This is a genomic window from Mesorhizobium sp. AR02 (assembly GCF_024746835.1).
Classification (GTDB): Bacteria; Pseudomonadota; Alphaproteobacteria; order Rhizobiales; family Rhizobiaceae; genus Mesorhizobium.
On sequence record NZ_CP080531.1, the window covers coordinates 2,930,584 to 2,943,671 of the forward strand.

Here is a 13,088-nt window from a genome sequence, read left to right on the forward strand (position 1 = left end):
ACTGGGCCGGCAGTGTTTCGATCGCGAATGTTCTGATCGACAGACGGTCTTTCCCGTTTAAACCGAGAGTTCATCGGACCAACCAGTTTGTCGCACGACAACAGCCCGCGACGACCGACTGGCAGCCTTGCGCCCAATCTTCCCGCCACGCGGGAGCCGATCACATAGTCGTGTTGACGTAACGATTCCCTTGCCGCCTTCGAAGGCTGAAGGGGGCAACCACGCCCTTGCAAAATGGGAGTATGCAGAATGAACTCGATCAAGCTCGCTGTCATTGCCGGCCTCGTCGGCTTGTCCACCCCGCAGGCTTTTGCCGAAGACGCAATGGGCACAATGACCATGATGAAAGGCGGGGAGGTGATGGCAATCATGCCCGATGGACACATGGGAACCATGATGCCGGACGCGAAGATGGGCGCCGAGATGATGAAGATGGCAAAGCCGATCAAACACTGCATGATGATGATCACCGACGCCAAGGGCAAAGCCTACATGATCGATACGTCGACCAAGAAGGCCCAGGCCGAATGTGAAAAAATGGCGATGTAGTCATGCCACCGCCCCGCCGGCGAGAGCCGGCGGGGCGTCCGGCGCCGATGACGGCTTTCATCATCATCCTGGAGATGACCGGCAATCACGACAATGTCATCGCGCTGATGCTGGCCTCGATGCTGGGCTACGGCACGGCACGCATGATCTCGCACGAGCCGCTCTATCACGCGCTGTCGCGCGTCTTCATCGCCGAGGCGATCCGGCGGCGTCGGGCTGAGGCAGCGCCAGAATCGGGCCAAGGCTGAAAAGCAAAAGGCCGGACTTCGCGGCGCGGCCTTTCGTTTCAAAAAACCGTGGCTTTGTTTACTTGCACTTGGCGATCGATGTCAGCGCGGCTGAAATGCCCTTCAGCGAGAAGACATAGGAGGTGGGATTGCCGCGGCCGGACTTCGCCGTCACCTTCATGTCGGTGCCGGTCTTCATGGCGGCGATCAGCACCGGCTCCTCGGCGGCGTTCTCGACCCAGGCCGACTTGCCGCGCGTGAACATCGAGAACGACTTCTTGTCGATGGTGACGGTGGCCTTGGAGCCTTCCTGGAAATTGTAGCCGGCAATGAATTGCGGCTCGTAGGACACCTGCTGGCCGGGCCGCTGGCTGACGAAGAAGAACATGTCGCCATGGTCGAGCGTCGGCGGCTGCTTGTCGGTCGGCACGGTGAGCACGTAGCAGACCTTGCCGCCCGATGCCTGGTAGCTGTAGGTGCCCCAGGCATTGTGCTGGCCGATCTTGGTCGCCTGCTGCGCCAGAACAGGCGCTGCCGAGGCCACCAGGACCAGACTCGAAACCAGTGCTATCAATCCGCGCATCGTCTTTCCCGTATTCCAAATGGTGCGGAGGCGGGCCGCCTGGCGTCCTGCCGTCGCTTCATTTTGATTTAATCTGGGTTACCAAACGGTGAATTTCCCTCAACAAAAGGACGCTCACCCCAGGAAACCGCCGCCATTCCCGCGCCGCCGCCTTGTCAGCGGCCGGCGCGACGTCCCTTCGGCGACTTGGAGGCCACGAAAGCGGCAAGAGTTTGACTTTTCAAGCCAGGTCATCCAGCCATCCTGGCTTCCGAGCGCGTGACGAATTTCCCTCCAGCCGGTAGGATGCCTGCGTTCGCCCCCAAGGCGTTCCAAGTGCTTGGCTCGGCACCTCATTGGCGGCGTATGGGAGATTTCGGTCATGGCCATTTCCGAGACGGTCCTGATCCTGGCGGGCGGCACTGTCGTCCTGTCAATCATGTTCGGCATACGTGTTGCCATCCGGGCGGTGGCTAACGGCGCTGCGGCAGTGCCGCGACCGGATGGCGGGGAGGATGCAGGCGGATCGGGCGCACCCGACCTGGCTGGAGTCATCGCGCTGCCGCCTCTGATCTTTCTCGGCTTCCTGGCGGTGGCAGTGGTCCTCGAGGTGGTCATTCCGCTCCCGGCTTCGGCCGCGCAGGTGCCCGCCCACTATCTGGGCGGGGCCGTGCTCGCGGCGTGCGGCTTCGTCATCATCTTCATGGCGGCGGGGCGCTTTCACGCCGCTGGCACCAATATTCCGCCGACCCTGCCGACGACGGCCCTCGTCGTCGACGGCATCTACCGGCGAACCAGGAACCCGTTCTATCTGGGAGCAGTCTTCGTCTATCTGGGTCTGGGCGTCGCAGCGGGGAGTTTTTGGGCCATCGGACTGGTCATTCCGCTGCTGTGGGTGATCAATACCGGCGTCATCGCACGGGAAGAGCGCTATCTGGAGCGGAAATTCGGCCATGCGTATCGTGCCTACAAGGCGCGTGTGCGGCGGTGGATCTGACCAGCCACGGCGCCTGGGTCTCGTGCCATTCCTAGCGCCGCACCGGCTCAGCCCTTGTCGGCAATAGCGTCCCTGGCGGCCTGCCGATGCGCCGGTGTGATGTGGGCGCTGACGGCGGTGATCGCGGCGGTCAGCACAGCGATGTCGTCGGTGAAGCCGAGGCCGAAGATGAAGTCGGGGATGAGGTCCACCGGCAGGACGAAATAGCCGAGGGCCGCCACCAATATGCCCTTGGCGCGCAGCGGCGTGTTCTTGTCCATGGCGCAGTAGTAGGCGGCGACGACGTCTTCCATGAACGGGATCTGCCGCGCGGCCTTCTTGGCGGTGCGCCAGAATTTCTCGCGCACTTCACCCTCGCCGCCCAGCCTGTCGCCAAAGCCGAAGAAATCAAAACCGGATTCTTGCGCCATCAATCACTCCTTGCGGGTCTCATGCGCATCCTGGCGCATGCCTCGCGAGGGAAAATGTGGTGAAAGGTGAACCCGGCTGCAAGATGCGGGTGCCGATTTGGGGTCGCCGCTCACGGCCAAGCGTACACTCAGTCGCCGAAATAGCGGTTCATCTTCTTGGCCAGCGCGATGTCGAGCGCCGTGACGCCGCCGGAGTCATGGGTGTTCAGCGTCACGTCCACGGTCTTGTAGACATTTGACCAGTCGGGGTGATGGTCCATCTTCTCGGCTGCCAGTGCGACGCGGGTCATGAAGGCGAAGGCTTCGGAAAAATTCTTAAAGACGAAGCTGCGCTTGATCGAGGCGCCGTCCGTGGCCAGCGACCAGTCGCCGAGTTCGGCAAGGGCAGCGGTGATGGCGTCCTTGCTGAGTTTTTCTCTCGTCATGATGATTCCCGTGCTATCTCGAATTTGACCCTCACCATAATGCAAGTCGCCCAAAAGTGCTTTGCGGTTTTGGGGTTCCAAATGCACAAACGGCGCATATCGAATGAGCATAAAGCCCATAAATTCCATTCTTTTCGTCTGTCTCGGCAACATCTGCCGGTCACCTCTGGCCGAGGGCGTTTTTCGCGCCGTCTGGGCCGAGCGTGGCCGGGGCCGGAATATCCAGCTCGATTCGGCCGCCACCAGCGGCTGGGAGGTCGGCTCGGCGCCCGATCCACGCTCGATCGCGGTTGCCTTGCGCCACGGCATCGACATTTCCGGGCAGAGGGCACGCAAGGTCAGGCCTGAGGACTTCTCCCGTTTCGACCTGATCCTCGGCATGGACCGCTCGAATGTCGCCGATCTCAAGGCGCTGGCACCGGCTGCGCGGGACCGGCTGCAGCTGTTCCTGGAGTTCGCACATGGACAGGCGTGCGACGTGCCCGATCCCTATTATGACGGGCCGGAGGCCTTTGCCGACGTCTACCGCATGATCCGCGAGGCGTCGGAGGCGCTGGCGACACGGCTGGCCGCGCGGGCATCGGTGCCGGATAGCGGCCAGGCTTCCTCGACGATATAGGGACCGCCGCCGACCGAATCGCGCGACGACATCAAGACGAAGCGGCCGATGCGGAACGGCAGCGTCGAGAAATTGCCACGCGCCGACAGATATTGCGCGACATCCACCGGGGTCGAATTGCGCAGGCGCGCAAGGGTTACATGCGGCATGAACTTGCGAGGGTCGGCTGGGATGCCGAGCCGCTGGCAGATGCGCTCGATTTCGCCTTGAAGCGCGGCCAGATCGGGCGAGGCGGACGCGCCGGCCCACACCGCATGCGGCTTCTTCTGGCCGAAAGCGCCGACACCGGACAAGGTCAGCGAGAAGGAGGGACGATGAACCCGGTCGAGCGCGTTGGCGATCTCGTCGGCGACATGGCCCTCGACATCGCCGATGAAGCGCAGCGTCAGATGGTAGTTTTCGACATCGATCCAGCGCGCCCCGGGCAGGCCGCCCCGGAGCAGGGACAGCGAAAGGGCGGCGTCACGCGGAATTTCGAGGGCGGTGAAAAGACGCGGCATGAAGAGCCTCCCTTCCTCGAATCGAACTGTCATCCCTAGCGAATCATCGATAGTCAAATGGAGCAAGAGGTTTATTGGTCACAGGCTTTGCCAAAAGTTTCCGTTAGAGCGTTTCACCGTTTCCCGGAAACGGCGAAACGCTCTAACTCTTTGTTTTGACACAATTCCGGACGGAAAACCGTTTCACACTTTTCCTGGAATTGCTCTAAGGAAAGCGGCTTTATCCGGCCTCACGCACCTCCAGGCACCGCCGCGATGGCCTTCTCAACCGTCGGCAGGATGCGCTCGACCATCTGATCGACCCCTTTGGCGTTCGGGTGCATCCCGTCCTCGAGCTGCAGGCCGGGCTGGCCGGCGACGCCGTCGAGGAAGAACGGATAGAGCGCGACATCGTATGTCTTCGCCAGGTCCGGAAAGATGGCGTCGAAGGCGGTCTGGTAGTCGGCGCCGAGATTGGGTGCGGCGCGCATGCCGGCCAGAAGCACAGCGATCTTGCGTTGTTTCAGCTTGCCCAGCATCTCGTCGAGGTTCTTCCTGGCGATATCGGGCGAGACGCCGCGCAGCATGTCGTTGGCGCCGAGTTCGAGGATGACCAGCTGGGTTCCGTCCGGCACCGACCAATCGAGCCGCGCCAGGCCGCCGCTCGTGGTGTCGCCGGAAACGCCGGCATTGGCGACGATCACATCATGGCCCTTGGCGCGCAGTGCCGCCTGGAGCTTGTCGGTAAAACCCTCGCCGGGCCCGAGGCCAAAACCCGCCATCAGGCTGTCACCGAAGCCGACGATCTTGAAGGGCTCGGCCCGCGCCGACGAAATGGCGCCGCAAACGGCGAGGAAAAGGATCAAGCCTGCGGCTATCTGGCGTTTGAAAGACATGCGGCAGGCCCCATATGACAGAAAACTCTTCCGGCGACGGCTTCCGGCAAGCAGAGCCTTCACGTTCCATATAGGACACTTTCATTTTGACAGAAGCCGTCATCGCGCTGAAAGACGTATCGCTGACGCTCGGCGAAGGCGCTTCGTCCGTCCATGTGCTGAAGGCCGTCAGCCTCGAAGTGGCGCGCGGCGAAGCGACCGGCATTGTCGGGCCTTCGGGATCCGGCAAGTCGACACTGCTGATGGTTCTGGCAGGTCTGGAACGGGTCGATTCGGGTACGGTACGAATCGCCGGCGAGCTGCTCAACGGCAAAAGCGAGGATCAGATTGCTTCGTTTCGTGGCCGAAACATTGGCATTGTTTTCCAGTCATTCCACCTCATCCCCAATATGACGGCGCTTGAAAATGTCGCGGTGCCGCTGGAACTGGCCGGGCATGCCGATCCGTTTTCGGTGGCGGCACGCGAGCTGGCGGCGGTGGGCCTCTCCGACCGCGTCACCCATTATCCCGGCGAGCTCTCGGGCGGTGAACAGCAGCGTGTGGCGATCGCCCGGGCGCTGGCGCCGTCGCCGCGCATTCTCATTGCCGACGAGCCGACCGGCAATCTCGACCAGGCGACCGGGCGGCAGGTCGCCGACCTCCTGTTCGCCAAGGCGGCCGAGCGCGGCATGACGCTGGTGCTGGTCACCCATGATCCCGCACTTGCGGCGCGCTGCTCGCGCCAGGTCTCGATGCGCTCCGGCCGGATCGAGGCGCCGGCGCCGTTGAAGGTCACCGCTTGATGCCACTGGCGCAGACGCTGAAGCTTGCCGTCCGCTTCTCGCTGCGCGAGATGCGTGGCGGCCTGTCCGGCTTCCTGATCTTCCTAGCGTGCATCGCGCTCGGCGTCGCGGCGATCGGCGGCGTCAATTCGGTTGCCCGCTCGATCAGCGCCGGCGTCGCCGATCAGGGCCAGACGCTGCTCGGCGGCGATCTCCGCTTCCAGATCAACCAGCGCGATGCCAGCCTGGCGGAGCACGGCTTCCTCGACGGGCTGGGCACAGTTTCGCGCACCGCCAGCATGCGCTCGATGGCGCGTCTCGCCGACGGAACGGACCAGGCGCTGGTCGAGGCCAAGGCGGTCGACGAGGCCTATCCGCTCTATGGTAGGCTGGAAACCGAACCGAAGCTGTCGAAACAGGAGCTGTTCGGCGAAGAATTCGGCGTCTTCGGCGCGGCGGCACCCGATCTGCTGTTCGAACGGCTGCATCTCAAGCTCGGCGACCGGCTGAAGCTCGGCACCGCCACCTTCGAACTGCGCGCCAAGCTGGTCACCGAGCCGGATGCCGTGTCCGACGGTTTCGGCTTCGCGCCAAGGCTGATGATCTCGACCGAAGGCCTGGCCGCCACCGGGCTGGTGCAGCCGGGCAGCCTGGTCGAAAATGCCTACAAGGTCCGGCTGCCCGCCGACGCCGACGAGGCGCGGCTCAAGGCGATCCAGGACCAGGCGGCGAAAGATTTTCCCGAGGCTGGCTGGTCGATCCGCACGCGCGGCAATGCGGCACCGGCGCTGTCGTCCAACATTGAACGCTTCTCGCAATTCCTGACGCTGGTCGGGCTGACGGCGCTGGTGGTCGGCGGCGTCGGCGTCGCCAATGCGGTACGCGCCTATCTCGACGGCAAGCGCGGCGTCATCGCCACTTTCAAGAGCCTCGGCGCTTCCGGCGGCTTCGTCTTTGCCGTCTATCTCGTGCAGATCCTGATCATCGCGGCACTTGGCATCGCCGCTGGCCTGGTGCTCGGCGCGCTGATGCCGTTCGTGGCGAGTGCCGCGCTCCAATCCGTCATTCCGGTGCCGGCGCAAGGCGGCTTCTACCCCGGCGCGCTCGCCATGGCGGCACTGTTCGGTTTGCTGGTGACGCTGGCCTTCGCGCTGCTGCCGCTCGGCCGCGCCCGCGACGTGCCGGCAACCGCGCTGTTCCGCGAGATGGGTCTGGACGGCCGTGGCTTGCCGCGTCCGATCTATGTCGCATCGGCCATCGGCATCGCTCTGCTGCTGGCGGCGCTCGCCATCCTGTTTTCCGGTGACCAGCGCATCGCCTCGATCTTCGTCGGCGCCACCATCTTCGCCTTCCTGGTGCTGCGGCTGGTCGGCGCGCTGGTGCAATGGGCGGCAAGGAAGAGCCCGCGCGTGCGCTTCGTGGCGCTCAGGCTTGCCGTCGGCAACATCCATCGGCCGGGCGCCTTGACGCCGTCGGTGGTGCTGTCGCTGGGGCTCGGGCTGACGCTGTTGGTGACGCTGGCGCTGATCGACGGCAATCTCAGGCAGCAGATCTCCGGCAGCCTGCCGGAGCGGGCGCCGAACTTCTTCTTCGTCGACATCCAGAGCAGCGATGTCGATGCGTTCTCCGCACTGATCGGCAAGGAGGCGCCAAAGGGGACGTTGGCCAAGGTGCCGATGTTGCGCGGCCGGGTGATGGCGCTCAACGGCGTCGATGTCGACAAGGTCAATGTGCCTGCCGAAGGCGCTTGGGTGCTGAAAGGCGATCGCGGCCTGACCTATGATGCCAGGCAGCCGGAAAACGCGACGCTGACCGAGGGCAAATGGTGGCCGGACAACTATGCCGGCGAACCGCTGGTGTCGTTCTCGGCGCAAGAAGGCAAGGAGATCGGGCTGAAGCTCGGCGACACCGTGACCGTCAATGTGCTTGGCCGCAACGTGACGGCGAGAATCGCCAATTTCCGCCAGGTCCAATGGGAAACGATGGGCATCAACTTCGTCATGGTGTTCTCGCCCAACACATTCACTGGGGCGCCGCATGGCTGGATGGCGACGCTGACCGAAAAGACGGCCACGACAGCCGATGACGCGCGCATCCTCAATGCCGTCACCCGCGCCTTCCCGGCGGTGACGACGGTGCGCGTCAAGGATGCGCTCGATGTCGTCAACCGGCTGGTCGGCCAACTCGGCACCGCGATCCGGGTAGCCGCCGGCGTGGCGCTGATTGCTTCGGTGCTGGTGCTGGCCGGCGCGCTCGCCGCCGGCAACCGGGCGCGCATCCACGACGCCGTGGTGCTGAAGACGCTCGGCGCCACCAGGAGAACGCTGATCACGGCCTTCTCTCTCGAGTACATGCTGATCGGACTGGCCACCGCCATCTTCGCGCTGGCGGCCGGCGGCATCGCGGCCTGGTACATTGTCGCCCGCATCATGACGCTGCCGTCGCATTTCATGCCGGAGGTTGCGGTGGCGACCATTCTGTTTTCGCTCGTCATCACCGTCGGCATCGGCCTCGCCGGCACCTGGCGGGTGCTTGGCCACAAGGCAGCGCCGGTGCTGCGCGAGCTGTAATTTCAGAGCCTCAGCGGCCATCCCGGATTAAATCTTGGTAAGGATGCCGGCCGGAAAGCCCGGGAATCGGCCTTTCGGCCTCTCACGAACCGTTACATCCGGTTACGGTCTTGTTCTTGACGCGAATAACCATCATATTTCGCCACAGGCATGCTGGAGCCCCGCCAGCGGCGCCTGGGTCCGCAAGAGGCCCGACACCGGACGGGGCAGAAGCAATAGAGGATTCCAATGGCTGATCCCATTCGCAATTATCAGACGTCGGCGGTGCCCGGCGTCCGCGCCGACATCGATCAGGGTCTGCGCGCCTATATGATCAAGGTCTACAATCTGATGGGGCTTGGCCTTCTCATCACCGGCCTTGCCGCTGTCGGCACGATCATGCTGGCCACCACCACCGATCCGGCTTCGGCTGTCGCAACGCTGCCGAGCGGCGAAATGCTGACCTCCTTCGGCTATGCGATCTTCGGCTCGCCGCTGCGCTGGGTGGTGATGCTGGCGCCGCTGGCCGCCGTGTTCTTCCTGTCGTTCAGGATTCAGTCGATGAGCGTCGCTGCCGCGCAGACGACGTTCTGGGTCTATGCCGGCCTCGTCGGCCTATCGCTGTCGTCGATCTTCCTGGTCTACACCACGGCCAGCATCTCGCAGACCTTCTTCGCCACCGCCGCCGCCTTCGGTGCGTTGTCGCTGTTCGGCTACACGACCAAGCGTGACCTGACGGCGATGGGCTCGTTCCTGATCATGGGCGTGTTCGGCCTGATCATAGCGATGGTGATCAACATCTTCCTGCAGTCGTCGGCGCTGTCCTTCGCCGTTTCGGCGATCGGCGTGCTGGTCTTCGCCGGCCTGACCGCCTATGACACGCAGAAGATCAAGGAAATGTATTTCGACGGTGATGCTTCCGATGTCGCCGGCCGCAAGGCCATCATGGGCGCGCTGAGGCTCTATCTCGACTTCATCAACCTGTTCATGTTCCTGCTGCAGTTCATGGGCGACCGCCGCTAAGGCTTCGCGTCATGTTCTGAACTGGACCATAGAGTTTGGAAGGGGCGGCCCAACGGCCGCCCTTTTCTTTTGCGCCGGTGTTTGCTGTTATCGCAGGCAGACAGAAGGCTTGCATAAAGAATGAGCAATATTGTGATTCGGACCGCGACGCCGGCCGACCTCGACACCATCACCGAAATCTACGCCGACGCGGTGACACATGGCACGGCGAGCTACGAGCTGGAGCCGCCCAGCCGCGCCGAGATGGGCACGCGATTCGACACACGCTCACGGCCGGCGGCTTCCCCTATCTGGTGGCGGAAAAGGACGGCGCCGTGCTTGGCTATGCCTATGCCGGCGCCTTCCGGCCGCGCCCGGCCTATCGCTTCGTCGTCGAGGATTCGGTCTATGTCGCGCCTGAAGCCAAGGGCCAGGGTGTCGGCCTCCAGCTGATGCAGAGCCTGATCGCGGCGGCCGAGGCGGCGGGTTTTCGCCAGATCGTCGCGGTGATTGGCGACGGCCATGCCGACAGCGCCTCGGTCAGGCTGCACGAAAAGCTCGGCTTTCGCCATTCAGGCCGGCTCGAAGGCTCTGGCTACAAGCACGGGCGCTGGCTGGACACGGTGTTCATGCAGCTGTCGCTGAATGGCGGGGCGTCGCTGCCGCCCGATCCGGCCTCGCTGCCGGAACGGAGATTTCGGGGGGAATTGAGGAACTGAGGAATTGAGGAGTCGAAAGAAAGGCGCTTAACGCCTGATGTAGCCGCCGTCTTCTTTGTTCTTCAATTCCTCAGTTCCTCAGTTCCCCGCTCAGGCCTCTACAACCTTGAGCTTGGAATCGAAGATGCCAAGCACGCGGCCGAGTTCTTGCCCGCGCTTGAGGATGCGGCCGCCGGCGGCGATGACGGCGAAGGCGCCCTGCTTGCGCGCCAGTTTCGGGTCCTTGACGATCTGGAAAAGCGGCACTTCGCTGGCACGGCGGAAGACGGAAAACACGGCCCTGTCGGTGAGATGATCGATGGCGTAGTCGCGCCATTCATTGGCGGCGACCATGCGTCCGTAGAGTCTGAGGATCTGGTCCAGTTCACGCCGGTCGAAGCGCACCGGCTGGTCGAGGCGTGCGCTGCGCACCGGCTGGTCGAGGCGTGCGCTGCGCACCTCGTGCAGCGGGATCAATATTGCGGATGCGTCAGCATCCCCCGTCCCGCCGCTGTCGTCAGTCATGCCTCGATCCTTCAAAATGAATCTTTGCCAACCAAAATTGGCCCCTTCGCGCTGCAATTGCAAGAGCCGGCGAAGCGGTGGCGGCGGCGCGCTGTTTCTGCAACGTCCAGTCACGTTTGCGAACCGCATGTTGGAATTGGTGATGCTTCGCCACATTCTCGCCATTTTTTATCCGCGCTCATGCCCCAATGTCCGACGAATTTACCGGCGTTGCCTGAGACGGTTCGGTCCGGCACCGGCTCGTAAACCCCAAGCCCCCCGCCCACGGGTCTGCGTCGGATCGAACCAACCTCGGTTTTTCCTTGGAAAAATCGGGTGCGACGATCCCAAAACCTAAATGACCGGCGTCAGAAGCAAGCTGACGTCGGTTTTTTCATGCCTGCAAAGGTTGGATCGAGGCAGACCCGTTTGACAGGTGTGCGGCTTCCTTGCTTTATCCACCAACGTTGCGATCCTTCGCGCCCCCCTCTGTCCTGCCGGACATCTCCCCCACAAGGAGAGAGATTGGCTATCATCACCGCCTTCGCCAATCTCCAACGTCGATAGGCAGGTGATACAGTGAAGCTGCCGATCTCCCCCGATGTGGGGGAGATGCCCGGCAGGGCAGAGGGGGGGCTGTCCCGCCGTCATCTCACAACCTCCGCACCGCTACGGGGCTGCGCAACGCGGCGTGGCTACTCAAACTGCGGAGGGGTCTACGGCTTGTGGATGAAGGCGGCGCCGAGGATGGGGCCTGGCATGCCGTCCTTGCCGACCGATTGCAGAAGCACGGCGCAGCCGCCCTTCTTGGTGATCTCGCTCATCGGCAATTCATAGCGTTGCGCCTTGCCGTGCCACATGCCGGCAGTCTGGATGCCGGTGACCGCGTTCCAGTAGGTCATCTTGCGGCCGGAGTTCTCGCCCTGGGCGATCTTGACCGTCTGCGGCGGCTCGAAATAGACGATGACGACATGGGCGTCGCTCGGACCGGCGCCGGCATCGCCGGCATCGATGATCACGCGGTCGCTGGTGCGGCTGACCTTGACGGGCACATGCATGCCTTCGCCGGATCTCGCCATGCGGGCGAGCGCGCCGTCGACCTCGCCGCGATTGGCGCCGTTGACATGCACGCGGCCATTGAGGACCGCCTGCGGCGTATAGACCGAGCGGCTGCCGAAGGCGCGCATGTAATCATATTGCCGCTCGGTGTTTTCCTTGCGGCTCAGCGTGTCCTTCCAGCCGAGATAGTCCCAATAGTCGACGTGATAGGAGAGCGCGACGATGTCTTCCTTGGTGGCAAGTTCAGCGAAGAAGGCATCGGCCGGCGGGCAGGAACTGCAGCCCTGGCTGGTGAACAGTTCGACCACGCCGAGTGGCTTGTCGGGTTGGGGTTTTTCGACCTGGATTCTTTCGGCCTCGCCGGCATGGCCAGCATCGGCAAAAGCCGAGAAGGCCAGCGCAAAGGCTGCCAGCCAAAGTGATCTTCGCCAGGCCATGACCATTCCAATTCCCGCCGGTGGCGCCGGCTTTGTTCTGATTGTCGGAAATATGTGGCAGAAGCGGAAGTCAACGGGAAGTCACGTTGCAGTGAAATTTTGCCGTTGCAGCCGCAGGTAAGGCCGCAATAGGAGAGACACTGCATTTCACGACGTGGTTCGATTCGGGGGTGGCATCATCACCATGTGGCAAACTCTCCTGACCCCGGTCGATCTCTATTGCGAGCGGACCGGGCCTGAACTTTGGGCCGAGCCGACGAATGCTTTGACCAACCTTGCTTTCATTGCTGCGGGATTATGGGGTGTGCGGGAAGTACGCCGATGCAAGGCCGGTACCTTTGCCGAGGTGCTGGCCTGGTGGGTGGTGGCGATCGGCATCGGCTCGACGATCTTCCATACCTTTGCCACCAAGGGCACGATCTGGGCCGATATCCTGCCGATCGCCGGTTTCACGCTCGCCTATACGCTGTTCAATCTGCGCCGCTTCCTCGGCATGGACTGGGGCAAGGCGATTGCGATCTTCGTCGTCTTCTATGCGGTGGCAGGCGCGATAACCTTCGCCGTGCCGGACTGGCTGCGCCAGGCGTCGAACGGCACGACGAGCTACCTGCCGCCGTTCCTGGCGCTCGCCTTCTTCGGCATCTGGGTGACGGCCGGCGGCAACCGGGCCGGCTGGTACAATCTGGCGGGGTCGGCGATCTTCGTGGTGTCCGTCATCTGCCGCATGATCGACCCGATGGTCTGCGCCAGCTTTCCGCTCGGCACGCATTTCCTGTGGCACATCTTCAACGGGCTGATGCTGGGGGTGCTGCTGGCGGCGACGGCGCGATTTGGAGCGCCGAGAAGGAGGGCAGTAGGGCAGTAGGGCAGGAGGGCAGGAGGGCAGGAGGGCAGGAGGGCAGTAGGGCAGTAGG

General features: G+C 63.3%; 14 protein-coding genes and 2 pseudogenes. 9 read left to right on the forward strand and 7 right to left on the reverse strand.

The genetic code is table 11. From position 1 onward, the window contains the following. Nucleotides 1-249 precede the first annotated feature (249 nt). On the forward strand, nucleotides 250-549 hold the full coding sequence (locus DBIPINDM_RS18175; protein WP_095202661.1) for a hypothetical protein: 300 nt from the start codon (nucleotides 250-252) through the stop codon (nucleotides 547-549). A gap of 41 nt (nucleotides 550-590) precedes the next feature. Next, nucleotides 591-797, forward strand: a pseudogene (locus DBIPINDM_RS18180) (chloride channel protein); the annotation flags it as partial. A 58-nt stretch (nucleotides 798-855) separates the two neighbouring features. On the opposite strand, the gene DBIPINDM_RS18185 reads toward DBIPINDM_RS18180, so the two are convergent. Beyond that, nucleotides 856-1,359: an invasion associated locus B family protein gene (locus tag DBIPINDM_RS18185; RefSeq protein WP_095774831.1), complete on the reverse strand. Its 504-nt coding sequence runs from the start codon at nucleotides 1,357-1,359 to the stop codon at nucleotides 856-858. A 361-nt stretch (nucleotides 1,360-1,720) separates the two neighbouring features. On the opposite strand from DBIPINDM_RS18185, the gene DBIPINDM_RS18190 reads away from it, so the two are divergent. Continuing rightward, nucleotides 1,721-2,335 carry a methyltransferase family protein gene (locus DBIPINDM_RS18190; RefSeq protein ID WP_258588531.1) on the forward strand — a complete coding sequence of 205 codons (615 nt, stop codon included), beginning with the start codon at nucleotides 1,721-1,723 and terminating at the stop codon, nucleotides 2,333-2,335. Nucleotides 2,336-2,382: 47 nt separating this feature from the next. On the opposite strand, the gene DBIPINDM_RS18195 is transcribed toward DBIPINDM_RS18190, so the two are convergent. Both DBIPINDM_RS18195 and DBIPINDM_RS18200 read right to left on the reverse strand, forming a co-directional pair. Next, a complete protein-coding gene (locus DBIPINDM_RS18195; RefSeq protein ID WP_258588532.1) occupies nucleotides 2,383-2,745 on the reverse strand; it encodes a YkvA family protein in 363 nt (120 codons plus the stop codon). 128 nt (nucleotides 2,746-2,873) lie between these two features. After that, nucleotides 2,874-3,170, reverse strand: coding sequence for a 4a-hydroxytetrahydrobiopterin dehydratase (locus DBIPINDM_RS18200; RefSeq protein WP_258588533.1), 297 nt, complete (start codon nucleotides 3,168-3,170; stop codon nucleotides 2,874-2,876). A 103-nt stretch (nucleotides 3,171-3,273) separates the two neighbouring features. Here DBIPINDM_RS18200 and DBIPINDM_RS18205 point away from each other — a divergent pair, with 103 nt between their 5' ends. Further along, on the forward strand, nucleotides 3,274-3,789 hold the full coding sequence (locus tag DBIPINDM_RS18205) for a low molecular weight protein-tyrosine-phosphatase (RefSeq protein WP_258588534.1): 516 nt from the start codon (nucleotides 3,274-3,276) through the stop codon (nucleotides 3,787-3,789). Here DBIPINDM_RS18205 and thpR read toward each other — a convergent pair. After that, nucleotides 3,693-4,289 (reverse strand): RNA 2',3'-cyclic phosphodiesterase, encoded by a 597-nt coding sequence (thpR, locus tag DBIPINDM_RS18210; RefSeq protein ID WP_258588535.1) that lies wholly within the window; start codon nucleotides 4,287-4,289, stop codon nucleotides 3,693-3,695. The two genes, DBIPINDM_RS18205 and thpR, sit on opposite strands and share 97 nt — an antisense overlap. 230 nt (nucleotides 4,290-4,519) lie before the next feature. Next, nucleotides 4,520-5,164 (reverse strand): arylesterase, encoded by a 645-nt coding sequence (locus DBIPINDM_RS18215; RefSeq protein ID WP_258588536.1) that lies wholly within the window; start codon nucleotides 5,162-5,164, stop codon nucleotides 4,520-4,522. Between the two features lie 86 nt (nucleotides 5,165-5,250). Between DBIPINDM_RS18215 and DBIPINDM_RS18220 the strand changes: the two genes are divergently transcribed. From DBIPINDM_RS18220 to DBIPINDM_RS18235, 4 genes and pseudogenes are all read left to right on the forward strand, one after another. Continuing rightward, nucleotides 5,251-5,946: an ABC transporter ATP-binding protein gene (locus DBIPINDM_RS18220; RefSeq protein ID WP_258588537.1), complete on the forward strand. Its 696-nt coding sequence runs from the start codon at nucleotides 5,251-5,253 to the stop codon at nucleotides 5,944-5,946. Then, complete coding sequence (locus tag DBIPINDM_RS18225) at nucleotides 5,946-8,495, forward strand: ABC transporter permease (RefSeq protein ID WP_258588538.1); 2,550 nt, start codon at nucleotides 5,946-5,948, stop codon at nucleotides 8,493-8,495. Before DBIPINDM_RS18220 ends, DBIPINDM_RS18225 begins: the two co-directional genes overlap by 1 nt. A 228-nt stretch (nucleotides 8,496-8,723) precedes the next feature. Then, nucleotides 8,724-9,497: a Bax inhibitor-1/YccA family protein gene (locus tag DBIPINDM_RS18230; RefSeq protein WP_258588539.1), complete on the forward strand. Its 774-nt coding sequence runs from the start codon at nucleotides 8,724-8,726 to the stop codon at nucleotides 9,495-9,497. 120 nt (nucleotides 9,498-9,617) lie between these two features. After that, nucleotides 9,618-10,195: pseudogene (locus tag DBIPINDM_RS18235) on the forward strand (GNAT family N-acetyltransferase). Nucleotides 10,196-10,285: 90 nt separating this feature from the next. On the opposite strand, the gene DBIPINDM_RS18240 reads toward DBIPINDM_RS18235, so the two are convergent. After that, nucleotides 10,286-10,699: a DUF2794 domain-containing protein gene (locus tag DBIPINDM_RS18240; protein ID WP_258588540.1), complete on the reverse strand. Its 414-nt coding sequence runs from the start codon at nucleotides 10,697-10,699 to the stop codon at nucleotides 10,286-10,288. A 695-nt stretch (nucleotides 10,700-11,394) separates the two neighbouring features. Then, nucleotides 11,395-12,180 (reverse strand): DUF1223 domain-containing protein, encoded by a 786-nt coding sequence (locus DBIPINDM_RS18245; RefSeq protein ID WP_258588541.1) that lies wholly within the window; start codon nucleotides 12,178-12,180, stop codon nucleotides 11,395-11,397. A gap of 178 nt (nucleotides 12,181-12,358) precedes the next feature. Here DBIPINDM_RS18245 and DBIPINDM_RS18250 point away from each other — a divergent pair, with 178 nt between their 5' ends. After that, nucleotides 12,359-13,039, forward strand: coding sequence for a ceramidase (locus tag DBIPINDM_RS18250; RefSeq protein ID WP_258588542.1), 681 nt, complete (start codon nucleotides 12,359-12,361; stop codon nucleotides 13,037-13,039). Nucleotides 13,040-13,088: the final 49 nt, after the last annotated feature.

What these genes read in the sequence shown, in the direction of transcription:
- DBIPINDM_RS18215 (WP_258588536.1), bottom strand. Translation starts at nt 5,164, where the DNA reads ATGTCTTTCAAACGCCAGATAGCCGCAGGCTTGATCCTTTTCCTCGCC.
- DBIPINDM_RS18245 (WP_258588541.1), bottom strand. Translation starts at nt 12,180, where the DNA reads ATGGTCATGGCCTGGCGAAGATCACTTTGGCTGGCAGCCTTTGCGCTG.
- DBIPINDM_RS18225 (WP_258588538.1), top strand. Translation starts at nt 5,946, where the DNA reads ATGCCACTGGCGCAGACGCTGAAGCTTGCCGTCCGCTTCTCGCTGCGC.
- DBIPINDM_RS18230 (WP_258588539.1), top strand. Translation starts at nt 8,724, where the DNA reads ATGGCTGATCCCATTCGCAATTATCAGACGTCGGCGGTGCCCGGCGTC.
- DBIPINDM_RS18200 (WP_258588533.1), bottom strand. Translation starts at nt 3,170, where the DNA reads ATGACGAGAGAAAAACTCAGCAAGGACGCCATCACCGCTGCCCTTGCC.
- thpR (WP_258588535.1), bottom strand. Translation starts at nt 4,289, where the DNA reads ATGCCGCGTCTTTTCACCGCCCTCGAAATTCCGCGTGACGCCGCCCTT.
- DBIPINDM_RS18205 (WP_258588534.1), top strand. Translation starts at nt 3,274, where the DNA reads ATGAGCATAAAGCCCATAAATTCCATTCTTTTCGTCTGTCTCGGCAAC.
- DBIPINDM_RS18175 (WP_095202661.1), top strand. Translation starts at nt 250, where the DNA reads ATGAACTCGATCAAGCTCGCTGTCATTGCCGGCCTCGTCGGCTTGTCC.
- DBIPINDM_RS18185 (WP_095774831.1), bottom strand. Translation starts at nt 1,359, where the DNA reads ATGCGCGGATTGATAGCACTGGTTTCGAGTCTGGTCCTGGTGGCCTCG.
- DBIPINDM_RS18195 (WP_258588532.1), bottom strand. Translation starts at nt 2,745, where the DNA reads ATGGCGCAAGAATCCGGTTTTGATTTCTTCGGCTTTGGCGACAGGCTG.
- DBIPINDM_RS18250 (WP_258588542.1), top strand. Translation starts at nt 12,359, where the DNA reads ATGTGGCAAACTCTCCTGACCCCGGTCGATCTCTATTGCGAGCGGACC.
- DBIPINDM_RS18240 (WP_258588540.1), bottom strand. Translation starts at nt 10,699, where the DNA reads ATGACTGACGACAGCGGCGGGACGGGGGATGCTGACGCATCCGCAATA.
- DBIPINDM_RS18190 (WP_258588531.1), top strand. Translation starts at nt 1,721, where the DNA reads ATGGCCATTTCCGAGACGGTCCTGATCCTGGCGGGCGGCACTGTCGTC.